Origin of the sequence: Arcicella rigui (assembly GCF_034929435.1) — a bacterium.
Lineage (GTDB): Bacteria > Bacteroidota > Bacteroidia > Cytophagales > Spirosomataceae > Arcicella > Arcicella rigui.
Genome location: NZ_JAYFUM010000018.1, coordinates 17,822 through 40,333, shown reverse-complemented (window position 1 = coordinate 40,333; position 22,512 = coordinate 17,822). Strand labels below are relative to the sequence as shown.

Annotated in this window: 17 protein-coding genes; 5 read left to right on the top strand and 12 right to left on the bottom strand. The window is 36.0% G+C overall.

Annotated features, from left to right (window positions below):
• The first annotated feature begins 84 nt into the window (after nt 1-84).
• Nucleotides 85-1,509, top strand: a complete 1,425-nt coding sequence (locus tag VB248_RS15105) for a TonB-dependent receptor (protein ID WP_323297634.1) — start codon at nt 85-87, stop codon at nt 1,507-1,509.
• A gap of 57 nt (nt 1,510-1,566) precedes the next feature.
• On the opposite strand, the gene mnmD is transcribed toward VB248_RS15105, so the two are convergent.
• The 8 genes from mnmD to VB248_RS15065 all read right to left on the bottom strand — a co-directional run bounded on the left by mnmD (nt 1,567) and on the right by VB248_RS15065 (nt 12,676).
• Entirely contained in the window at nt 1,567-2,220 is a 654-nt protein-coding gene (mnmD, locus tag VB248_RS15100) for a tRNA (5-methylaminomethyl-2-thiouridine)(34)-methyltransferase MnmD (RefSeq protein ID WP_323297633.1), read from the bottom strand.
• Nucleotides 2,221-2,476: 256 nt separating this feature from the next.
• A complete protein-coding gene (gene carA / locus VB248_RS15095; protein WP_323297632.1) occupies nt 2,477-3,574 on the bottom strand; it encodes a glutamine-hydrolyzing carbamoyl-phosphate synthase small subunit in 1,098 nt (365 codons plus the stop codon).
• Nucleotides 3,575-4,000: 426 nt separating this feature from the next.
• The gene (locus tag VB248_RS15090) at nt 4,001-5,656 is read right to left on the bottom strand and encodes a hypothetical protein (RefSeq protein ID WP_323297631.1); all 1,656 of its coding nucleotides are present in this window, start codon (nt 5,654-5,656) and stop codon (nt 4,001-4,003) included.
• A 237-nt stretch (nt 5,657-5,893) separates the two neighbouring features.
• Nucleotides 5,894-6,124 (bottom strand): ATP synthase F1 subunit epsilon, encoded by a 231-nt coding sequence (atpC, locus tag VB248_RS15085; protein ID WP_323297630.1) that lies wholly within the window; start codon nt 6,122-6,124, stop codon nt 5,894-5,896.
• Between the two features lie 103 nt (nt 6,125-6,227).
• Complete coding sequence (gene atpD / locus VB248_RS15080) at nt 6,228-7,745, bottom strand: F0F1 ATP synthase subunit beta (RefSeq protein ID WP_323297629.1); 1,518 nt, start codon at nt 7,743-7,745, stop codon at nt 6,228-6,230.
• Between the two features lie 465 nt (nt 7,746-8,210).
• Nucleotides 8,211-9,386 (bottom strand): acetyl-CoA C-acyltransferase, encoded by a 1,176-nt coding sequence (locus tag VB248_RS15075; protein ID WP_323297628.1) that lies wholly within the window; start codon nt 9,384-9,386, stop codon nt 8,211-8,213.
• Between the two features lie 152 nt (nt 9,387-9,538).
• Nucleotides 9,539-11,938: a 3-hydroxyacyl-CoA dehydrogenase/enoyl-CoA hydratase family protein gene (locus VB248_RS15070; protein ID WP_323297627.1), complete on the bottom strand. Its 2,400-nt coding sequence runs from the start codon at nt 11,936-11,938 to the stop codon at nt 9,539-9,541.
• Nucleotides 11,939-12,151: 213 nt separating this feature from the next.
• On the bottom strand, nt 12,152-12,676 hold the full coding sequence (locus tag VB248_RS15065) for a GNAT family N-acetyltransferase (protein ID WP_323297626.1): 525 nt from the start codon (nt 12,674-12,676) through the stop codon (nt 12,152-12,154).
• 184 nt (nt 12,677-12,860) lie between these two features.
• Between VB248_RS15065 and VB248_RS15060 the strand changes: the two genes are divergently transcribed.
• Together VB248_RS15060 and VB248_RS15055 are read left to right on the top strand one after the other, a co-directional pair.
• Nucleotides 12,861-13,763, top strand: coding sequence for a LysR family transcriptional regulator (locus VB248_RS15060; protein ID WP_323297625.1), 903 nt, complete (start codon nt 12,861-12,863; stop codon nt 13,761-13,763).
• A gap of 33 nt (nt 13,764-13,796) precedes the next feature.
• A complete protein-coding gene (locus VB248_RS15055) occupies nt 13,797-14,264 on the top strand; it encodes an Lrp/AsnC family transcriptional regulator (RefSeq protein WP_323297624.1) in 468 nt (155 codons plus the stop codon).
• A gap of 105 nt (nt 14,265-14,369) precedes the next feature.
• Here the strand turns inward: VB248_RS15055 and VB248_RS15050 are convergent, their stop codons facing one another.
• Together VB248_RS15050 and VB248_RS15045 are read right to left on the bottom strand one after the other, a co-directional pair.
• Complete coding sequence (locus VB248_RS15050; RefSeq protein WP_323297623.1) at nt 14,370-15,326, bottom strand: MlaD family protein; 957 nt, start codon at nt 15,324-15,326, stop codon at nt 14,370-14,372.
• A gap of 73 nt (nt 15,327-15,399) precedes the next feature.
• Nucleotides 15,400-16,212, bottom strand: coding sequence for an N-acetylmuramoyl-L-alanine amidase family protein (locus tag VB248_RS15045; protein ID WP_323297622.1), 813 nt, complete (start codon nt 16,210-16,212; stop codon nt 15,400-15,402).
• Between the two features lie 121 nt (nt 16,213-16,333).
• On the opposite strand from VB248_RS15045, the gene VB248_RS15040 reads away from it, so the two are divergent.
• On the top strand, nt 16,334-19,186 hold the full coding sequence (locus VB248_RS15040) for a putative LPS assembly protein LptD (protein ID WP_323297621.1): 2,853 nt from the start codon (nt 16,334-16,336) through the stop codon (nt 19,184-19,186).
• Between the two features lie 265 nt (nt 19,187-19,451).
• On the opposite strand, the gene VB248_RS15035 is transcribed toward VB248_RS15040, so the two are convergent.
• Nucleotides 19,452-20,093, bottom strand: a complete 642-nt coding sequence (locus tag VB248_RS15035; protein WP_323297620.1) for a response regulator transcription factor — start codon at nt 20,091-20,093, stop codon at nt 19,452-19,454.
• Nucleotides 20,094-20,152: 59 nt separating this feature from the next.
• Between VB248_RS15035 and VB248_RS15030 the strand changes: the two genes are divergently transcribed.
• Nucleotides 20,153-21,874 carry a tetratricopeptide repeat-containing sensor histidine kinase gene (locus tag VB248_RS15030; RefSeq protein ID WP_323297619.1) on the top strand — a complete coding sequence of 574 codons (1,722 nt, stop codon included), beginning with the start codon at nt 20,153-20,155 and terminating at the stop codon, nt 21,872-21,874.
• Between the two features lie 71 nt (nt 21,875-21,945).
• Here the strand turns inward: VB248_RS15030 and VB248_RS15025 are convergent, their stop codons facing one another.
• Nucleotides 21,946-22,344: a hypothetical protein gene (locus tag VB248_RS15025; RefSeq protein WP_323297618.1), complete on the bottom strand. Its 399-nt coding sequence runs from the start codon at nt 22,342-22,344 to the stop codon at nt 21,946-21,948.
• Between the last annotated feature and the right edge of the window lie 168 nt (nt 22,345-22,512).

The following is a 22,512-nucleotide window of genomic DNA, read 5'->3' as shown; positions in this document are numbered from 1 at the left end:
GATAAATACCAAAATTTGCCCTTAGAATCGTAAATTAGGAAGTGGTTTTAAGGATAAAACAAATAAATAAAAGAGAATAATTTCATGGTAAATTACGATAGAAATTTAGGTACAAAACAGAAGGCACTTCGCATCAATCTTGACCGTCGAATTTATGGCTCTTTTGCAGAGATTGGTGCTGGACAGGATGTGGCGGCTAATTTTTTCAAATCTGGCGGAGCATCTGGAACAATTGCAAAAACCATTTCTGCTTATGACATGGCTTTCTCTGATGCAATCTACGGCGAAGAGGAGTCGGGTAGATATGTAGTGGAGGCTCGTCTAATGAAAATGCTGACTCGTGAGTATAAATTATTAAATGTACGTTTGACCGAAATGGCATCAGAACGTACATTTTTTGCTTTTGCGGATACCGTTGCAGCTTTGAATTACCAAAAAACTAACGACCCACACGGTTGGATTGGGCTACGTTTTCAGCTTCAGCCCAATGGTGCTCCCAATGATGTTGTGATTCACGTAAGAATGAAAGACAATGACAACGTGCTACAACAACAAGCTTTGGGGATTATCGGTGTAAACTTGATGTATGGTTGTTTTTATTACCATGAAAAGCCTGAAATTCTTTTAGAATCTTTGATGGACGACCTTTCTTCTGACCGTATCGAGATTGATATGATTCGTTTTAGCGGCCCAGATTTTAAAGAGGTTGATAATCGTTTGATGTCTTTATATTTGGTGAAAAAAGGTTTTACCAATGCCGCACTTTTTGGCCCAGATGGAAATGTAATGCAACCTTCGGAGGCTTTTTATAAGAAACACATCGTGGCAGTTCGTGGGCGTTTTCGTCCTGTAACGAATGTTTCACTGGATATGATTAAAACTGGTTTGAAACAATTTGAAGCCGAACCAGATGTAGATGATGATAAAGTAGTACTCTTGGCAGAGCTAACACTGAAAAATCTACAAGCAGGAAGCGAACAAATTAACGACAGAGATTTCTTGGATAGAGTAGATATTTTATGTTCGCTGGGGCATACTGTATTGATTTCTAATTTCCATGAATATTACAGACTTGTACAATACTTGGGTAGTTTCACAAAATTGAGAATGGGCTTAATCTTGGGTATGCCAAACCTTGATTATATTTTTGAAGAAAAACACTATACCAATATTTCTGGCGGTATTTTGGCGGCTTTCTCTACTTTGTTTGCTCCTAAAATTAAACTTTACTTGCACCCAATGATGAATGCCAAAGGTGAAATCGTAACTACTAAAGAATTTACGCCACCATCGCATCTCAAAGGTTTGTTTCAATACTTGCAAGACAATGATAAATTTGCAGACATTAAGAATTACGATAAAAACCTTTTGAAAATCAATACGGATGCTGTACTTAAATTAATTCAATCGGGTGAGTCTGGTTGGGAAGAATTAGTACCAAAAGTAGTATCTAAATTGGTAAAAGATAATTGTTTGTTTGGGTATCCTTGTGAAGTAACATCAGCATAATAAACTAAGAAAATATCAAAAGGGGATTATGAATGCGTTGATTCATAATCCCTTTTTTTATTGCCAAATGGCTCTTACTACTTCTCTTTTTCCCCAAATTCCTGAGTGTTTTTCTACTTTAAATCCTACCGATTCCATTGCTCTTCTCACTACTGTTTTTGAACAGTAAGTAGTAAGAAAAGCTCCTTTTTTCATAAAAGTAGCCACATGTGCAAATATTTCGGCTGTCCAGAGTTCTGGCTGTGAAGATGGAGCAAAAGCATCATAATAAACAAGGTCGAAAATAGCTTTTTCCTTAAAATCCTGTAAAGTAGTTTGTACTTTTTTAAGGGTAAAATTCGGCGTAATTTCCACGCTTTCGTTCCAGTTTACTTCATGAAGTTTTTGAATTAAATCTGTTCCTAAACCATTTTGAAAATTGAGCAACTTTACATCTTCTCCAGAAATAGGAAAAGGCTCAAGGCTGGTATAGTGAATTTTGATTTGTTGTTTCTCGGCTTCCAAAGCCGTCATCAAAGCATTCAAGCCAGTACCAAAGCCCAATTCTAAAATAGAAATAGCTTTTGTTTCTTGCATTTTTGCCAATAAACCCAATTCAATATATACTCTTTGGGTTTCATCTAAAGCACCACGAACAGAATGATAATGTTGGTTAAACTCGCTGCTGAATAAAGTAGTAAAACCATCGTCAGTAATTCTTACTCTTTCCATTTTTATTAAGGACTTTAAGATTTAGGACTTGAAGACTTTAGGATTTTGAACTGAATGAGGGAAAGACTTTATGGCTTATAGATTTTAGGGTTTTATGATGAGACTGAATGAGAAAAAGACTTGAAGATTAGGATGTTAAATCCTAATCTTCAAGTCTTTCATCATTATATTATCATGTAGTCCTCAAATCTTCAAGTCTCAAGTTTTATCATTATTTTCTCTTGTAGTCCTAAAGTCCAAAGTCCTAAAGTCTTGATTACAACATTTCCACAAAAGTATCAAACAAATAACGTGAATCGTGTGGGCCTGGTGAAGCTTCTGGGTGGTGTTGTACCGAGAAGGCAGGCTTGTCTTTTCTTCTCAAGCCTTCAACAGTTTTGTCGTTAAGGTTGATATGCGTTAATTCTACATTTTCATTTGCCTCTAATTCCGACATTTTTACGGCAAAACCATGATTCTGAGAAGTAATTTCTGATAAACCAGTAATCAAGTTTTTCACAGGATGGTTAAGTCCACGGTGTCCGTTTTTCATTTTATAAGTTGAAAGACCAGACGCTTGTGCCAAAATTTGGTGACCTAAACAGATACCAAAAGTAGGGCTATTGTTCTCGATGATTTGATAAACCGTTTTGATAGCGTAAGGCATCACGGCAGGGTCGCCAGGGCCATTCGAGATAAAGTAGCCATCAGGATTCCAAGCTTTCATGTCTGCGAAAGGAGTTTTAGCTGGGAAAACTTTTAGATAACAACCTCTATCAGTAAGGTTACTTAAAATACTTTTCTTTACACCTAAGTCTAAAACTGCTACTTTGTGTTCTGACTCTGGGTCGCCTAAGAAGTAAGGCTCTTGTGTACAAACCTGAGAAGACAATTCCAAACCTTCCATTGGTGGAATTTTTGCCAACTCTTTTTTCAATTCTTCTACATCCAAAATTTCAGAAGAAATGATGCAGTTCATTACACCAACTTCACGGATATGACGAACGATTTGACGAGTATCAACGCCAGAAATACCGACGATACCTGCTTTTTCAAAATAATTTTGAAGCGAATCATCAGCCGTTTTACGTGAATGAATCGGAGAAAATTCATTACAAACCATTCCAGCGATTTTAACAGAACCAGATTCTTCTTCTAAGTCGTTTACCACGCCATAATTTCCGATATGTGAAGTAGTATTAACAATTACTTGTCCGAAATACGAAGGGTCAGTATAGATTTCCTGATAGCCCGTCATACCTGTATTAAAGCAAATTTCTCCGCCACTTGTCCCGATTTTTCCGAGAGCATTCCCTCTAAAAACTGTACCGTCTTCCAACAACAAAATAGCTGCTTGGCTTTGTGTTACTTTCATTTGATTGTTTCTTGGTAAAAGATTGCACTATAAAAAAGGAGGTCAATTAATTTGACCTCCTAATAAAAATATTTTTTAGAAACGATAAAACAGCCTTTTTTTGAAGGTAAATCTTTGGACATTTCCCAGAAGTAACTTGTATATACGGCTTGTATCATCATTTATTTCATTTCTTGTGCAAAGATAGGGAATAAATGATTTTTGGACAAACGCTTTTTAAAGTGAATTGTTTTTAAATGTTAGTAAGAGAGAATTTTCCGAGATTTTATTGTACGTTACTTGCATTTCTTGTCTTGATACAAGAAAAGTAACCAAAGCGTCGGTCGCAAAAGAAAATCAAGAAATTCCGAATCGCATCGGCGAGCCGACTCGCTTCGCTCAAACAGCGGAATTTCGGAGAAAAAATAAATAAAAGAGTTAGTGAAATTATTTTTTACCATGCTTCCTAAAAGCTTGGATTAGTTGATATTCAAAGTAAGTTATGAAAATTTTAGAGAGAAAATCGACAACACTAATTGCCCATGTAAGCTTGATTAGTTCGGGTTTTGTGTTTTTTAGAATTGAAATAATGTCTTTTGATTTATGTAGAGGATTGAAAAATTCTAAGAAAGCAGGTATAGAATTATTACAAAAGAAAATCCATCCAACCTTTGTGAATGAAAAGGAAATACCACTACTAAAGCTTATTAGTGAGAAACATAATAGTGTGCATATCACTGTTGAAAATAGTCCTCTAGCCCAGTTTGTTCCATGATTGGTTGATATTTTTCCCAAGAACAAGTTCATTTTTTCCCAATAACTAATCTTATTACTTTTTTCCAATGCGTTCATTTCTTTAGCATAATACTCTAAAGCACTAACTGCATCACCTCTATTTTCATAGATTTTTTTCAATTGCCCATAGCCAAGACGTTGTTGTTCTGAACTAATTGTACCATCATCGGATTTAATTTCAAAGGGCATAACAGTATCGGATAGAAATGATTCCGTTATTTTTGAGCTTTTAAAATATAGATATAGTCTGGAAAAATCTGAACCCATAAACGTAGTTTTCCCCAAATCAGAATTCTTTATAATAAAAAATCCCATTTTTTCATTGTTGAGTTTGGGTGTAGGATAAGTGACATCTTTAAAATAAATATTTCCAAAATTGGTTAGATTATCAATATTAATATTTGTTGGAGTATTAATACTAACAAACTCACAGTAAGTATCTTTTGGAATAATTCCTTCTAATTTGAGAGATGAAATTTGTCCATTTCTATTTTCAAATAAAATTTTTTTACAATTGAATTTTGTGAAATCTATTTGTAAGTCATTTACGGTTAAGTTAAAATAAAAAGATAGTCTTAATCTATCATTTACTTTGATGTTATCTGAAAAACTTAGCTTTCCAAATTCTCCTCCATTAATATCAATCTCTTTAAACTGTCCACCAAACACTGATAGTGATTTGTATTTTCCAGAATGAAAATTAAGGTCGGCTTCAAAGATAGTATTTTCTCCAATTCGCAAACCTTTTTCAAAACAGGAATTTTCAAATGAAACATCTCCTTTAAATATCGAATCATAAAATGAAAGCTCTCTTTTAAAAGTACCTCCCCAAAATCTTACAGTTTTTTCAAAAGTGTTATTGTCAAGTACTATTTTATCCCAGAAAATTGGTCCTCGTGTCTCAAAAATACTCTTGATTTTATTATAAAATATGTAAACTTCATCTTGATAAGAGCCATCAAGGAACAAATTGCCAATTTCACAACCTGTTACTAATAATTGATTATTGAAAACTATATCTGAGTTTATTCTAATATGGCTTACTGTAGAGTTTTCAAATTTTACATATTTATTGAAAATACCTTCGTTAAATGTTATACTATTTATAGAACAATCTGAAATCACTATTGGATAAGGATATTCATATTTAGTATCAAGTTTAATCTCTTGATTGATACCAATATTGTTTAATCGTATTTCATTATTAAAAAACCAATTTTTCCATAAATCTTCCTCTCCTTTTTTAGCTTGTATTACTTGAGTGAAAAGAGAGGCTTGTATAGTTTTTATAATGTCCGGACGTTTCATTTTCAATTATATTTTATTTGGTTTAAAGAAAAGTTTTTTTTCAAACCTTATTAAGTTCGCTTTAATTATTGTGAGAAAATTAATCTGATTCAACTTTAAAATGAAAAAATATTAAAACTCTTTTTTATAAATTATACAATATATTTTTATGTTGTTCAAACAAAAAAAAGCACAAACTCCAAAGAGCCTGTGCTTTTAATATTTTTTGGTAATTGGAAATTAATTCACAATTACGAATTACAATACTGCTTCTGCCAAAACCAATACTTTGTTGTTTAATACTTCAACAACTCCACCGTCGATAGTGAATACTTCTTTGTCAGCCGCTAATGTTCCTTTTCCTAAAGTAGAAACGATAGGAGCGTGGTCTTTCAAAATTTGAAAAGAACCATTTGTGCCGGGTAGAGTAACTACTTCTACTTCACCTGAGAACACTTTTTTATCGGGAGTAATGATTTGTAAATTCATTTCTATAAGAATTTGAAAATTTGAGAATCTGAAAATTTGAAAAAGAATTCAAATCAAAAGTGTGTCAATTATTTTCAAATTAACACACTTTCAAATTTTCAAATTATTTCGATGCTTCTGCTACTAATCTTTCTCCTTTCGCAATGGCATCTTCGATGCTACCAACTAAGTTGAAAGCTGCTTCTGGAAGGTGGTCATAAGTACCGTCGATGATAGCATTGAAACCTTTGATAGTATCATTGATATCAACTAATACACCTTTCAAACCTGTAAATTGTTCAGCAACGAAGAATGGTTGTGATAAGAAACGTTGAACACGTCTTGCACGAGATACTACCAATTTATCGTCTTCTGATAATTCATCCAAACCAAGGATGGCGATAATATCTTGTAATTCTTTATAACGTTGAAGAATCTCTTTCACTCTTTGTGCAGTGTTGTAGTGAAGGTCACCTAATACTGCTGGAGACAAAATACGTGAAGAAGAATCTAATGGATCTACGGCTGGATAGATACCTAACTCGGCAATCTTACGAGATAATACCGTTGTAGCATCTAAGTGAGTAAATGTTGTAGCAGGAGCAGGGTCAGTTAAGTCATCGGCAGGTACATAAACCGCTTGTACTGAAGTAATTGAACCTCTTTTTGTTGAAGTAATACGCTCTTGCATCGCACCCATTTCAGTAGCAAGCGTTGGTTGGTAACCTACCGCTGAAGGCATACGACCTAAAAGGGCTGATACCTCAGAACCTGCTTGTGTAAAACGGAAGATATTATCGATAAAGAAAAGGATATCACGACCTTGGTCTTCACCTTCTGCATCACGGAAATATTCAGCAACTGTCAAACCAGAAAGAGCAACTCTTGCACGAGCTCCAGGAGGTTCGTTCATTTGACCGAACACCAAAGTAGCTTGTGAAGTAAGAAGAGCTTCTTCATCTACTTTAGAAAGATCCCACTGACCTTCTTCCATAGCGTGTTTGAAATCTTCACCATAACGGATTACGTTTGATTCAATCATCTCACGCAATAAGTCGTTACCCTCACGAGTACGCTCACCAACACCAGCGAATACAGAAAGACCTTCGTAAGCTTTAGCGATGTTGTTGATAAGTTCCATAATTAATACGGTCTTACCTACCCCAGCACCACCAAATAAACCAATTTTACCACCTTTCACATAAGGAGCAAGTAAGTCAATTACTTTGATACCTGTGAAAAGCACCTCTGTTGAAGTAGCCAACTCGTCGTATTTAGGTGCAAGACGGTGAATAGGCATTTTCTTGTTAGTGACAGGTTGAGCAATTCCATCAATTGCCTCTCCAACTACATTGAAAAGACGACCTTTGATACTATCGCCAGTAGGCATTGAGATTGCCTGTCCTAAGTCAATAACTTCTTGACCTCTTTGAAGTCCTTCTGTACCTTCCATTGCGATGGTACGAACTCGGTCTTCTCCTAAATGTTGTTGTACTTCGAGAATAACTTTGGTGCCGTTGGCTTTTGTAACCTCCAAGGCATTCAAAATTGTGGGGAGATGAGAGTCAGCACCCTCGAAGCTCACGTCCACAACTGGGCCGATTACTTGCGTAACTTTCCCTTTATTGACTGCATTTGCCATTTGTATTGTGATTTTGTTATCTGATTGTCAAGTGATTACGTTTTTTCAGTACTTAACGTAGTATTTCAGATTGCAAAACTACTTGGTAAAATTCAGATAAACAATTCTGTTTTTGGATTTTTACCATATTTTTTGCTTAAAAAGTATCGTTTTGTTGGATTGCTTTAAGAGTGCCACTTCATTTTTATACTTTATTCAGATAGATAAGGATTATTTTATCAGAGCGGCAATATTGGATTGGACAAAAGGAATATTGGCTTCCCAGAGGACATCTTGGCTTTGTTAAGCTGTATCAGATTCTTTTTGATACTCTTTTTGTTTGTCAAAACATACTCCGAGCCTTTCCATTGACCTTAAAAGGATGTCCGATGAACTTTTTAGGTGCTAATAATCGAATAAAACCCTAAACAAACAAAAAAAGGGTCAGTAAATACCGACCCTTTTTTTATAATTAGTAAACCTAAACTATAACAATTCATAAATACCAGCTACGCCTTGGCCGCCACCAACGCAAGCCGATACCATGCCGTATTTTTGATTTCTACGACGCATTTCATTAAATAATTGTATCGAAAGTTTTGCTCCCGAACAACCCAGTGGATGTCCTAAAGCAATTGCTCCACCATTTACATTAATCTTGGAGCGGTCTAAATCTAATTCTTTGATAACCGCCAACGACTGTGCCGCAAAAGCCTCGTTCAGCTCTATTTGGTCGATGTCGTTGATACTCAATCCTGCTCTTTTCAGTGCCAAAGGTATAGCTGCCACTGGCCCAATACCCATGATGCGAGGCTCAACGCCAGCCGTGGTATAAGTAACCATACGAGCAATCGGTTCAAGATTTAATTCTTTTACCATCGCTTCGGACATTACCATTACAAAAGCAGCACCGTCTGAAGTTTGGGAAGAATTCCCTGCCGTTACTGTTCCGCCTGCGGCAAAAACAGGTTTCAAATTTGCCAAAGCCTCCATACTTGTACCAGCTCTTGGACCTTCGTCGGTGTCCACTACGTACTCACGGTTTTTCTTTTTGCCAGTATTGGCATCAAAATAAGTTTCCTTCACCGTAATTGGTACGATCTCATCTTTGAACAAACCATTGGCTTGTGCAGCCAAAGCTTTGGTATGAGATTCTACCGAAAATTCATCTTGCTCTTCACGAGAAATCTTGAATTGTTCACGTACTTGTTCGGCAGTTAAGCCCATTCCGATATAATAATCTGGATGTTTCTGAGCAATTTCAAAATTCAATGCCATTTTGTAGCCCGTTGTGGGTACTAAAGACATAGATTCTGCTCCGCCAGCAATGATACAATCTGCTAAACCCGAATGAATTTTAGCAGAAGCCAAAGCGATGGCTTCTAAACCTGAACCACAATAACGGTTGATGGTAAAACCGGGTACATTTTGTGGTAAAGATAAAAGAGCAATATAGCGAGCAATTTGCATTCCTTGCTCTGCTTCTGGAACGGCATTACCTACAATTAAATCATCTACACGAGTAGGGTCTAAAGCAGGTACTTGTGCCACCAAATGTTTGATAACTTCCGCTGCCAAATCATCGGGTCTTGTAAAACGGAAAACACCTCTTGGGGCTTTTCCAACAGCGGTACGATAGCCCGCTACGATATATGCGTTCATGTTAATTTAGCTTTTGTATAGCTTTGAGCCTTGAGCTATGAGCTTTGAGCTGTTAAACTATTGTGATTTTGAATAAATTGGTTTGAAGCTTTGAGATGTGAGCCTTGAGCTGTTTTTGAAAAAGCTCGTAGCTCAAGGCTCACAGCTTTAACCTAATTCCTTGGTGGTTTCCCTCCATTCAGTAATCCTTGCATACGCTCTAAAGTCTTTCTCTCTGCCGAAAGCGAAAGGAAAGCTTCACGTTCTAAATCTAATAAGTACTGTTCTGAAACCAATTGTGGATAACTCAAATCTCCCCCAGAAATTACGTAGGCTAATTTCTCTGCAATCTTGGCATCATGTTCTGAAATGTATCTACCCATTTTCATTCCTTGAATACCTGCTTTGAAAAGAGCAATACCTGCTTTGCCTTGTACTTTAATATCAGTACGCTTTTTAGGTTGCGTATAACCTGCCTCGGCTAATTCGATGGCAGCTTGTTTGGCATCGGCAATCAAGCGAGAGCGATTCAAAACAATTTCATCACCACGACGCAAGTAATTCATTTCAAAAGCTTCCTGTGCTGAAGTACTTACTTTTGCCATTGCAATATTCATAAAGGCATTTTGCAGAGTATTCAATTCTGGGTCGCCATTTTTGTATAAATCAGAGCAACGCAAAGCCATTTCTTTTGTTCCTCCTCCCGCAGGAATCAAACCTACGCCAACTTCTACCAAACCCATATAAGTTTCAGCACCAGCCACTACTCTGTCGGCATGAAGATTGATTTCGCAACCACCGCCCAAAGCCAAAGAATGCGGAGCAACCACCACAGGAATTGAAGAGTATCGTACTCGCATCATCGTTTGTTGGAACTGAGCAATCATCATATTGATTTCATCATACTCCTGCTCAATTGCAAACATGAATAACATCGCCAAATTTGCCCCAGCCGAAAAAGCTTCTGTACTGTCATTTCCGATAACCAAACCACGGAAGTCTTTTTCTGCCAAAGCAATTGATTTCTGAATACCTTCAATCACGCCAGCACCCATTGTATTCATTTTTGAACGGAATTCTAAACCCAGAATGCCATCACCCAAGTCATACACATTACTTTCAGCATTTTTCCAGACGATATTATTAGAAAGATTTTCTAAAATAATAAAGGATTCTGTTCCCGGAATTACTTTATAAGATTTCGTCGGAATATCATAATACAAGCGTTTTCCGCCTTCTCTTTTGTAGAAAGTTTTTGCACCCGAAGCCAACATTTCATGCACCCAATCTGCTGATTTCATGCCTTCGTTTTGCATCAGTTCAAGACCTTTTTCTACACCGATGGCATCCCAAGTTTCAAACAAACCCATTTCCCAACCAAAACCTGCACAAATGGCGGCATCAATTCGGTATAATTCATCTGAAATTTCAGGAATACGTTTTGTTACGTAGCTAAAGCCATCTAAAATAGTCTTTCTGTAAAATTCGCCTGCTTTGCCTTTGTCGGCCAATAAAACCGCAAAGCGGTCTTTCAAAGCCAAAGTTTTGGTTTGTTCAAAAACGGGGAATTTTACTTTCTGTGAAGGTGCGTACTCAAACGTTTTTAGATTCAATGCCAAAATTTCTGATTTGCCATTTGCTCCTTTGATTTTCTTGTAAAAACCTTGACCAGTTTTATCGCCCAACCATTTATTTTCTTGGAGTTTCTTCACCATTGCTGGCAAAAGGAAAGTATCCTTAGCGTCGTCGTCAGTTAAACCAGCGTACAGATTATTAGAAACATTGATAGTGGTATCTAAACCCACAACATCAGACAAACGGAAAGTACCAGATTTCGGGCGACCAACCACTACCGAAGTAAGTTTATCAACTTCTTCTACGGTCAGCCCCATTTCTTCCACTACTTGCATGGTTTTCATCATCGAGTACACACCCACACGGTTGGCGATGAAAGCAGGAGTATCTTTACACAAAACGGTAGTTTTACCCAGAAAACGGTCGCCGTAGTGCATCAAGAAATCAATGACCGAAGCATCAGTAGCAGGTGTTGGAATGATTTCCAACAATTTTAGATAACGAGGAGGATTGAAAAAGTGTGTTCCGCAGAAATGTTTTCGGAAATCTTCCGAACGCCCCTCTGCCATTAAGTGAATTGGAATCCCCGAAGTATTAGAAGTAATCAAAGTTCCTGCTTTACGAAAAGCATCTACTTTTTCATACAAAGATTTTTTAATCGCTAAATTTTCAACCACAACTTCAATTACCCAGTCGTATTGATTGATTTCCGAAAGGTTATCATCAAAGTTTCCTAATTTAATTCGGTTGGCAAAAGAGGCAGAATATAATGCCGCTGGATTAGCTTTTAAAGTTTGTTGAAAGGCTGTGTTCACGATGCGATTTCGTACCGCAGGATGTTGAATACTCAGCCCTTTAGCTTTTTCTGCATCGTTGGGTTCTTTCGGAACAATATCCAAAAGCATGACCTCAACGCCAATATTAGCAAAATGGCAAGCAATACGGCTTCCCATAATCCCAGAGCCAAGTACGGCTACTTTTCTAATTGAACGGTTCATGTTGGTTGTTTTATAAATTATATAGGTAAAGTTAAATAAAAATAAAATTGTTATGCAAGCATACTATTTTATTTTTATTTTATTTGTAGAAATAAAACAAAAAAACCCACCAAAATGGTGAGTTTTTTGCGTATTAACCTTTTCTAAAAATTCACACGAATTGTGTAAATGCTGTTGAATATACTTACGTAAATGCTGTGTAAGTACATATACTTATGGTATGTTCAATGTCTTTGCCATGAGATAGTCTGTCTGAGCTTCTTCGCCAAATTGAAAGATGTGTTCGCCACAAATTTCAAAGCCGTATCTTTTATAGAAGTTAATTGCCTTGTGATTATACTCCCAAACACCAAGCCAAATCAAATCAAAGTGTAATTTTTTTGCAAAATCAACGCATTCTTCCATAAGGCTCAAACCGAATGATTTCCCATGAAACGTCTTTTTTATATAAATTCGTTCCAGTTCAATGGCGTTTTTGTCTAAAAATTCTTGTGTATTTACCCTTAATTTAGCATAACCAATAATTGAATTTTCTAATTCTACCAAAAGAAAATAAGTGTTGGGCGTGAGCATTTCATTTTTTAATTGATTTTCGTTGAAATGCTCTTTTAAATATTTTTGTAGATTTTCGGGAGTATTATGTTCTTGATAAGTATCAACAAAAGTACTTTCTGATATTTCACAGAGAGCAGGTAAATCCTTTAATGTTGCTTTCCTTATATGAATGTTTATACTCATTTTTTTCTACTTGTGAATGAAAGAAATATTTTCTGAGCAAAGAAACTGATTTCTATTTATAATAAAAAATACTTAATTTGTATTAATTAATGCTTTTTCGGTATTAATAATATTGTTTTTTGTAAGATTATACGCCAAGTTTCGTATAAGCCCGTGAGTCACAATACTGAACGAATCAAAAAAAATGGAATTTAGACAGTTGGAATATTTTTTAGGTGTTGCTTCAGAGCTTCATTTTTCGAAGGCTTCTGAAAAATTGTTTATCGCACAGCCTGCTCTTAGCCGACAGATTCAACAATTAGAACAAAACTTAGGAGTACTTTTATTTGAACGTGACAAGCGAAATGTAAAACTTACGCCTGCTGGAGAGTACCTTTGTGTTGAAGCTTCACGATTACTTTCACAACTAAATAATATCAAACAAAGAACGCAATTGATACATTCAGGGGAGGAGGGAGATATTAGAATTGGGCATCCCGGTTCGGCTATTTATTCGGTGATTCCTCCACTTTTGTCAAGTCTAAAATTACATTTTCCCAATATCAAGGCGAATTTATCAGAGGTTTTGGACAATTATATCCTGACAGCCCTGAAAAACCATGAAATTGATGTGGGTTTTATTCGTGAGATTTATCCAGACAAGTACTTAAATGCTAAAGTACTTTATAAAGAATCTTTTGCTTTGGTATTGCCCGAAAGTCATTCTATCAATGACGATAACTTTGAAAGCTTGGCACAAGTAAAACACGAAAATTTTATTTTGCCACCTCAAAGTTCAAGCTCTACTTATTACGATATGCTTTTGAGTATATGTTGGCGTGAAAATTTTATTCCGAATATCGTTCATGAGTCGAATTATGGGGCTACCATTTTACGTTTGGTAGAGCATAATTTAGGTATTTCGTTGATGCCTATTTCGTATAAATTTGGCTCGGCAATGCGAGTAAAATTTATTGAACTCAAGAAAATTCCTGAAAAAACACAACTTTCGATTGTCTGGAGAAATGATGATAACAATCCAGTTTTACAAAAGTTTCTTCAAATTACAGAGTTATTTGATTTTCAAAACGCTAATTATCGTTCTTAAAATGCGTTTGTAATTGCATTTAAAAATATAGACATGGCAAATTTAGACATCATAGATTTAAAGATTTTACAGTTGCTTCAAGCCAATGCTTTGATGACCAACAAGGAGATTGCGGCAAGGTTGAATTTAACCACAACACCTATTCACGAAAGGATAAAAAGGCTTGAAAATGAGGGGGTTATTGAGAAATATACGGCTATTCTGAATAAATCAAAGCTTGGGAAAAGTCTGGTAGTTTTAGTGGATGTTACGCTGAAAGAACACGCAGCCAGTTTTTTGGAACAATTTGAAAAAGACGTGTTACTTTTACCAGAAGTAGTAGAATGTTATTGTATTTCGGGAGGTTCAGATTTTTTACTGAAAGTATTAGTGAAAGATATGGACGAGTATCGCCATTTTATTTTACATAAATTAGCGACACTCTCGAATATTGGAAATGCTCAAAGCAGATTTGTAGTCAATGAAATAAAAAGCCAAACGCCTGTGCCGATTGATGTTTGAAATAGATGTATGATGTGTTATATATGATGTTGTTTGTAAATTACTTTCTCATACTTAATACATCGTACCTCGTATAACACATCATATCTCATACATCATAAAACATCATTTAACAACTGGTGGCGTATTTTTCTTGCCAAAAACAGAAAGATGCACATAACGTTTTGGAGCTAATCTAAAGTCAATCAAGAGCTTATCTAAGTCAGCTAAAGAGCGGTTCAAATTGCTGTAAAGCGAATCATCTTTGATAAGTTTGCCCATAGAACCTTGTCCAGCTTCAAGTCCTTGCATGATTTTCTGTAAACCCTCTAAAGATTTTTGAGTAGTAGCCAAAGCCTGACCAATTTTTAAGGCGTTCAACGAATCGGCCATTGTATTAAACTTCCCAATGAGTGGTTTGATACTTCTTTCGGTTTCGATAAGGTTACCTGAAAGTACTCTCATATTGCTTGAAATTCCAGCTAAATTATTGCGATTTTCAAGAATAGTACTGTTTAAAGACGAAGAAATGGTAGATAATGAACGGTCGGAATTTCTGACTAAACCATTTACTAATACACCTGTACCTTCAAAACTTTTACTTACGTAGCGAAGAGATTTTGTGAGAGAATCTAAATTTTGAATCAAAGGAAGAGCCTTTTCTTTTAATAAATCCGTAACACCTGTTTCGGAAGAAGCCACCAAACTACCGCCATCTTGGATAATTTCACCGCCCAAACGCCCCATTTTCAGTTTGATTAATTTACCGCCTAAGAGACCATCGGAAGCTAAAATGGCTTGTGTTCCCGCAGGAAGTTGTAAATCTTTTCGGATTGATAGCGTAACTTTTACTTTGTTGGCTTGGTCGTATAATAATTCAATTTGTTTTACTCTTCCAATTTTCATACCGCTCAAGGAAACTTGGTTGGCGGCGGTTAAACCTTCTATATTATCAAAAATGACAACATATTTATTTTCTTGAGTAAGAAAGTCTTTTCCTTTGAGGAAATTGAATCCTAAATATAAAATGGCAAAGCTCGTGAGGGCAAAAATACCTATTTTAGTTTCTTTTGAAATAGTCATAATGTTGATTACTGAAGTTTTAGAGTCATTTTGTAAAACACTTGATAGCCCCCCAAGCTAAAATATTAAAGCATTAATTTTCGATTTCTTCTTTGTAAGATTTGAAGGCCCTGAAAATAGAGTCTGCTATTTCGTCTTGTCCTTCCCAAGATGCCAAGTATTGTTCTTCGTATTTATTCGTTAAGAAACCCGTTTCTACCAAAACACTCGGCATAGCCGTTTCCCAAAGTACCAAGAATCCAGCTTGTTTTACGCCATAGCTGTTTCTTTCGGTTTGTCTTTTAAACTGTCGTTCAATTTTTTGTGCCAACTTAATGCTATTCATCATAAAAGCACTTTGGTAATTTGCCATCATAATATGCCCAAGTGGCGAATTGGGGTCGAAACCATTATAGTTTTTTTCGTAATTGGCTTCTTGCAAAATTACAGAGTTTTCTCTTTTGGCTACTTCAAGATTATTGTTCGTCTTATGTAACCCCATTGTGTAAGTCTCAGTTCCCGCAAATTTTGAAGAAGGGTGCGAATTGCAATGAATAGAAATAAATAAATTAGCTTTGTTTCTGTTTGCAATAGCCGACCTTTCGTGTAAGTCAACGAAGACATCTTTCATTCTTGTATAAAGAACTCGTACTTCTGGGTACTCTTCTTTGATTTTTGCCCCTAATTCCAAGGCAATTTTCAAAGCGATTTTCGATTCGTTGTAGGAAGCTCCGTGGCAGCCTGGGTCTTTTCCTCCATGCCCAGCATCAATGACGATGGTTCGTATTCTACTGTCGAAACGAGTAGCTTTTTTTTCGACAATTTCTTCAACTGAATATCTAAGCGTGAAACCACTCAGCGAGCATATCGAAGTGATTAATAAAAAACCTTTAACAAACTTTAACATTATTTTCGGGTTGTTTCGCAATGTTCAAAGAGTAATGGAGTATTTTTGTAATCTATTAATAAAGTACAAATATAAATTTTAAAGACTTCTGAAAAAAGCAATCAACATATTCAGTATCGCAATGTGCTTACTTTTGGGGCTTTTATTCGTCAATAAAGCCTCATCACAGCGACTATTGGGCGGAAAAGCCTATAAACCTGAGAGTAAAAAAAGTAAAAATATCACTCCAACTGATACCGTTCGGAAAGATACTACCAACCTAAGCCTTGCGAAAACCATTCCAGACTCTTTGAAAAAAGAGAGTGAACTTACCACAACAGTTGTTTACACTGCCAAAGATTCTACCATTATGGACACCGAACACCAAATGGTTTATCTCTACGGTGATGCAAAAGTAACCTATGGAGATATTTCTTTGGAGTCAGATTTTATACTTTTAGACTGGGCAAAGAACGAAGTAACTGCCCATGGTACGATGGATTCGACTACCCACAAAATAAAAGGTAAACCCATTTTTAAGCAAGGTAACGACCCCTACGATGCCGACGAAATTAAGTATAATTTCAAGTCTAAAAAAGCACTTATCAAAGGCTTAATTACTACGCAAGGCGAAGGGTTTATTCAAGGGCAAAAAGTAAAAAAAGACAATGAGGATAATTTGTATATCCGTAATGCCATTTATACAACCTGTAACCTCGAACATCCCCATTTTAATATCAGAGCTACCAAAATTAAAGTAGTAGGTAAACGTGAAATTGTGGCTGGGCCATTTCATTTTGAGCTAAACGAAATTCCTTTACCAATTGGTTTACCTTTTGGATTTTTCCCATACAAACCCCCACAAGAATCGGGTACTTCGGGTATTATCATGCCTACTTATGGCGAAGAGCCACAAGGTAGAGGGTTCTTCTTGCGTGACGGTGGTTATTATTTTGCTATTAGCCCGAATATAGGTTTGAGACTTACGGGTGAGATTTACTCTAAAGGTAGTTTTGGTATAACTGCCAATTCGCAGTATATCAAGCGTTATCGTTATGCAGGTACTTTTAATGTAAACTTCCGCCAAAGTAATAATGGCGATGAGTTTAATAGATTGACCAGAAATGACTACGGGATTCAATGGTCGCACTCGCCACAGAGTAGAGGAAATTCGAGTTTTTCGGCTTCTGTAAACTTACAGAGTAATTCAAACAGCCAATATAACAGTTTGAGTACCAGTAGTTATCTTTCTACTGCTTTGAACTCGTCTATTCAATATTCACGTAATATTGGTCAAACTGTACGTACCAGTGTGAGCTTGCAAGCTGACCAAAATACTATTACGAAAGCGGTAAACGTAAATACAAACTATACTTTGGGCTTGAATCAATTTCAGCCATTTAAAAAGAAAAATGCTGTTGTTGACCGTTTTATCGACCAATTCCGTATGGGTTTAGATATTTCGGGTTCTTATGGAATTACAAACCAAGTGGCATTGACCAACCGTTCTTATAACAACTTAGGTTACACGGTTTATAGAATGATTGATACGCTTGACCTCGACCAAACCAAAGCTTTAACCGTTACGTCTTCTACAAGTACTACGACTAATCTTGCTCGTGATGGTGTAATTCCGTTCAACCTTCAAACCTTACCAGATTTACTAAAAAACGCCACATTCAAGGCTCAGTATAGTATTCCGATTTCCTTACCGAATATCAAAATTGGTCGCTATATCAACCTTACACCGGGCTTTAGTTTGTCTGGAAATATTTATCGTCAGAAGTATCGATATAATTTTAAATCATACAACGATTTAGCTGCAATTTATAGTAAAGACACCACAGCTGGAAAAGGGGCAGTGCAAATAGATACATTGCGTGGAGGAGCATTTTATGCCGATTATTCCTATGCTTTTACCATGAGTATGAACACTCGTTTGTATGGAACAATCAATTTCAAAAAAGGTAGATTACAAGGCATTCGTCATACTTTGTCGCCGAACATAAGTATCAGTTATACGCCAGATTTTACCGACCCTAAGTATGGCTTTTATCAAACGGTTCAAATCAATAACCGTGTGCATACTTACCAAAAAGGAGAAACGATTCCAAGTAGTATGATTGGGCAAGAAACTTTGCCGGGCGATTATTTGAATATTTCAACTTTTAATCCAACACAAACCAACAGAGGTAGCCAATCAGGGGGTATAAGTTTTGGTTTTCAGAATACTTTAGAAGCTAAACTCAGAGCAAAATCGGATACGGCTCAGAAAGATTTTGAAAAGATAAACTTGATTGATAATTTCTCGCTTACGGGTAACTACAACTTTTTTGCTACACAGTACAAACTTTCAAACTTGAACTTCTCTGCCAATTCGAGAGTGAAAAAGTTTGATATAAATTTGGGTGGTTCACTCGACCCTTACAAGTACGTAAATGATGGCTATTCAACCACAGGACGAAAAATTGATACGCTTTTGTTTAGTTTGGGCGAAGGTTTTGCGAAGTTGGCAAGTTTCAACTTTGCACTAAGTAAAAGCTTCAAGCCTCAGTCAGCGAATGCTAAAAAGACAAATGCAAACGGAACTGAAGGACAAATGAACCAAATCAACAGAAATATCAATGATTATGTGGACTGGACTGTGCCTTGGAATTTACAGTTTGCGGTCAACTATAACATGTATCGTACTGGTCTTGCACCAGCTACAACAGTAATGGCAATGACAGCCAAAGGCGATGTGAAATTGACCGAAAAATGGAATTTTTCGATAAGTACAGGTTACGACTTTGTGAATAAAGGAATGTCTTTGACAAACATCAGTATTCACCGAGATTTACACTGTTGGGAAGCCAATTTCGACTGGACACCTATCGCCAGCCCTTACTACGGTCGTGCGAGTACTTACTCATTTACCCTTCGTGTAAAATCATCTTTGTTACAAGAACTAAAATTATCACGTAGAAATACTTTCTACGATAAAGGTGGATTCTAAGTATTAGATATGAATTATGATGTATGAGTTATGAGATGATTTATAGCTTAAAATTTTGTAAAACCTCTATTTCTGATTTCAAGGATGGCATAAAACTTTGTAAAACCTATATTCCTGATTTCGGGAATGGTACAAAACTTTGTAAAACCTATATTCCTGATTTCGGGAATGGCATAAAACTTTGTAAAACCTATATTCCTGATTTCAGAAATGGTATAATACAAAAATTGACTCAGAGTAAAATCTATTTTCTATGGCTTGTAAACTATTTCAAATATCCATATTCAATAGCCAATTTAATTAAACCAGCTACATTTTTTACTTCAAATTTTGCCAATAAATTACTTCTATGTGTTTCTACGGTTTTGTCGCTGATAAACAATTCAGTAGCAATTTCTTTGGTGGTTAATCCTTTGCCGATAAGGTCTAAAATTTCTCTTTCTCTTCTGGTAAATTTAATTTGATAAATACTTTTGGTTTGCTGTTTCTGGCGACTCAAACCTTTCAAAATTATATCAGTCACTTCCTTACTCTGAAACGTTTCGCCTTCATGCACACAGCGAATCGCCTTTAACAATTCTTGTCTTCCTGTATTTTTGAGTAAGTAACCCGAAGCTCCATTTTTCAACATTTTGGTGATAAAACTTTCTTCATGATACATCGAAATCGCCAATACTTTTACACTCGGAAATTGGTCAGTAATACTTTTACAAAGGTCCAGCCCACTTTCGTTTCCTAAATTGATGTCCAACAAAATCACATCGCAAGGCGTTTTTTTCAACATTTCAAAAGTCTGAGATGAATTTTGACATTCGCCAATTACTTCAATATCATCCTCTTGGCTCAAAATGGAATAAAGTCCTTCCGTAAAAATTTTATGGTCATCAACTAATAAAATACGAATCATGGGATGTTTTTAAATAAAATTGTGAATTTTGATAGACGAAATTATAAAGAAATGACCAGATGAATCATCAACTATTACTTTTAATGTTTTTGCTTAGTTTTTCGGTACTCGGACAAAAGCCCTATCCCGACCCACAGAAAAATTATTCTAAAGCATCTTTGGAGCAGTATCTTCAATATTATCAAAGTAAAAAAGATACCGCAGGCTTGGCGTTTACATACTTGACCTATGCAAAAAATCAAGAGCGTTGGAACACCGCCGATGAGTCACCAGTGAAGAGCTACCGCAAAAGCATGGAATTTTTTATGATGGTAAAAGATTCTATCAATTATCATGAAGCCAACGGTTCATTGGGTATTTACTTTATGGGACGTCCGTTTTTTAATAAGTATTCCCGTGAATATTTAAGTCAAAGTTCTGAGTTTTTTCGTAGGAAAAAATTACCCCGAAGCGAAATTGGGCATCTTATCAATTTGGCAAGTAGCTACATTTATGAAGATAATTTTAAAGTAGCCTTAAAGCTTTTGAAGCGTTGTGAAAAATTAAACGTCTATGTAAAAGATAGCCTTTATGCAGGCAGAATTGCGGGGGCTTATGCCGATTTATACTGCCGAAATAAGGATATGAAAACGGCTTACGTGTATGCAATTAAAAGTTTGAAAATTGCTAAATCCTTGAAAGTGAACTGGTTAGAAGCTGTTTCGTATTTTTATTTGAGTGTTTGTAACAAAATGTTTCAGAAAAATAAAGAAGCTACCGAAAACCTAATGCAAAGCCTAAAACTTACCGAAAACGACTTTATTCAATTGCCTTTAAGGAAAGAGGTATATCGAAATTTGGGCTATTTATACGAAGAAAGTGGCGATTACAAACAAGCCAATCATTATTTTCAAATGGCTTTGTACAGTAGCGAAAGTAATTATAATTCAAGTATTGAATTAGACGTGCGTTCGGTACGAGAGTATAAATTAATTGAAGAGCAAAATGCCCAATTGGCAAAAATAGAGTTAGAAAAAAAGTTGACAGACGCAGCCTTAACTACCTTACAATCAAGGCAAAAACTATATATTTTGTCGATACTCTTAGCTGTTTTCTTTATCGGAATTTTGGCTTATACCTACATCAGTCGCCAGCGATTCAATCGTTTGGAGGCTGATAAAGTAAAGAAAAATATACAGATTGAAACGCTGAGAGCATTGATTAACGGACAGGAAATTGAGCGTCTGAGAGTATCACAAGAACTACACGACGGCTTGGGTACATTGCTGTCAAGGATAAAGTTTCAGACAGAAAACAACGCTACATCAAAAGAACAAATTGCTGAAATGATTGATGATGCCTGTGCAGAAGTTCGGATTATTTCGAGCAATTTACAGCCCAATGCACTTGCTAAATTTGGTTTGATTCGCTCGATTGATGATTTGGTTTTGAAACAAAAAAGTACAGTACCTAATATCATTTTTCAGCATTTTGGTAAAGAGTTTGAAATTTCGCCCGAAAATAGTTTGATGATATTTAGAATTATTCAAGAACTCCTCACCAATGCCCTAAAGCACGCCAGAGCCACAGAAATTTTGATTCAAATTGTGTATCAAGAAGAAAGGACTTTAACGATAACGGTAGAAGACGACGGAATTGGTTTTGATGATACAAACGTACAGCCAGAAAACAATGGTTGGAATAATATTCGTTCAAGAGTGAATTATTTGCAGGGCATTATCAATTTCCATTCCGACCCTTCGTCGGGTACTTCGGTCACTATTTCAATTCCCTTTGTATAAAAAAACGAGGCTTTCGGTTTAGCGAAAGCCTCGTTTCGTATTATTTAGAGGTTAAATCAATTTTGTTACGCTTATTCAACTACAATTGAACGAGTAATTTCTTGAGGTTTAGCAGAATTGATATTGATTTGGCGAGTAATTGTTTCAGAACCATCAGTAATTTCTACGGTATAAGTACCATCACCTAAAGCCTGCATATCAAATTTCCCGTGGTATGAACGAGTATTTTTAGAGATTCTCTCAGTTTCAAGCGTCTTGCCATCTTTGTCTTTTATCGTAATTGTTACGACTTTGCCAGCTACTTTGTCAAGAGTTAAGTGCATGGCTAAAGTACCAGTGCTTTGGTACATTCCGATAGCGAAGCTGTTTGTTTTATTAGGTTTAGCATTTGTTTCGCCAATAGTAGGATTAGCAAAAATTGAACTTGTTGTTAAAGTTGCGATGGCGATGATTTGAGCAAAAGTTTTCATTTTTTTTATTTGTTTAGATACGGTTAAATCTTTTGATTGTTGACTTTAAACAACTGTTTGTGAGACACTTATGTTGTTTTTCGTCTTATTGTTGAATCAAAATTAGCAGAAGATGCTGGGCTTTCAATACAAAAACGAATGGTCGGTTTTCGGAATTGATAAGCGGTA

Excerpts from the sequence above, each read along its gene's own strand:
- VB248_RS15105 (WP_323297634.1), top strand. The coding sequence starts at position 85 with ATGGTAAATTACGATAGAAATTTAGGTACAAAACAGAAGGCACTTCGC.
- mnmD (WP_323297633.1), bottom strand. The coding sequence starts at position 2,220 with ATGGAAAGAGTAAGAATTACTGACGATGGTTTTACTACTTTATTCAGC.
- carA (WP_323297632.1), bottom strand. The coding sequence starts at position 3,574 with ATGAAAGTAACACAAAGCCAAGCAGCTATTTTGTTGTTGGAAGACGGT.
- VB248_RS15090 (WP_323297631.1), bottom strand. The coding sequence starts at position 5,656 with ATGAAACGTCCGGACATTATAAAAACTATACAAGCCTCTCTTTTCACT.
- atpC (WP_323297630.1), bottom strand. The coding sequence starts at position 6,124 with ATGAATTTACAAATCATTACTCCCGATAAAAAAGTGTTCTCAGGTGAA.
- atpD (WP_323297629.1), bottom strand. The coding sequence starts at position 7,745 with ATGGCAAATGCAGTCAATAAAGGGAAAGTTACGCAAGTAATCGGCCCA.
- VB248_RS15075 (WP_323297628.1), bottom strand. The coding sequence starts at position 9,386 with ATGAACGCATATATCGTAGCGGGCTATCGTACCGCTGTTGGAAAAGCC.
- VB248_RS15070 (WP_323297627.1), bottom strand. The coding sequence starts at position 11,938 with ATGAACCGTTCAATTAGAAAAGTAGCCGTACTTGGCTCTGGGATTATG.
- VB248_RS15065 (WP_323297626.1), bottom strand. The coding sequence starts at position 12,676 with ATGAGTATAAACATTCATATAAGGAAAGCAACATTAAAGGATTTACCT.
- VB248_RS15060 (WP_323297625.1), top strand. The coding sequence starts at position 12,861 with ATGGAATTTAGACAGTTGGAATATTTTTTAGGTGTTGCTTCAGAGCTT.
- VB248_RS15055 (WP_323297624.1), top strand. The coding sequence starts at position 13,797 with ATGGCAAATTTAGACATCATAGATTTAAAGATTTTACAGTTGCTTCAA.
- VB248_RS15050 (WP_323297623.1), bottom strand. The coding sequence starts at position 15,326 with ATGACTATTTCAAAAGAAACTAAAATAGGTATTTTTGCCCTCACGAGC.
- VB248_RS15045 (WP_323297622.1), bottom strand. The coding sequence starts at position 16,212 with ATGTTAAAGTTTGTTAAAGGTTTTTTATTAATCACTTCGATATGCTCG.
- VB248_RS15040 (WP_323297621.1), top strand. The coding sequence starts at position 16,334 with ATGTGCTTACTTTTGGGGCTTTTATTCGTCAATAAAGCCTCATCACAG.
- VB248_RS15035 (WP_323297620.1), bottom strand. The coding sequence starts at position 20,093 with ATGATTCGTATTTTATTAGTTGATGACCATAAAATTTTTACGGAAGGA.
- VB248_RS15030 (WP_323297619.1), top strand. The coding sequence starts at position 20,153 with ATGAATCATCAACTATTACTTTTAATGTTTTTGCTTAGTTTTTCGGTA.
- VB248_RS15025 (WP_323297618.1), bottom strand. The coding sequence starts at position 22,344 with ATGAAAACTTTTGCTCAAATCATCGCCATCGCAACTTTAACAACAAGT.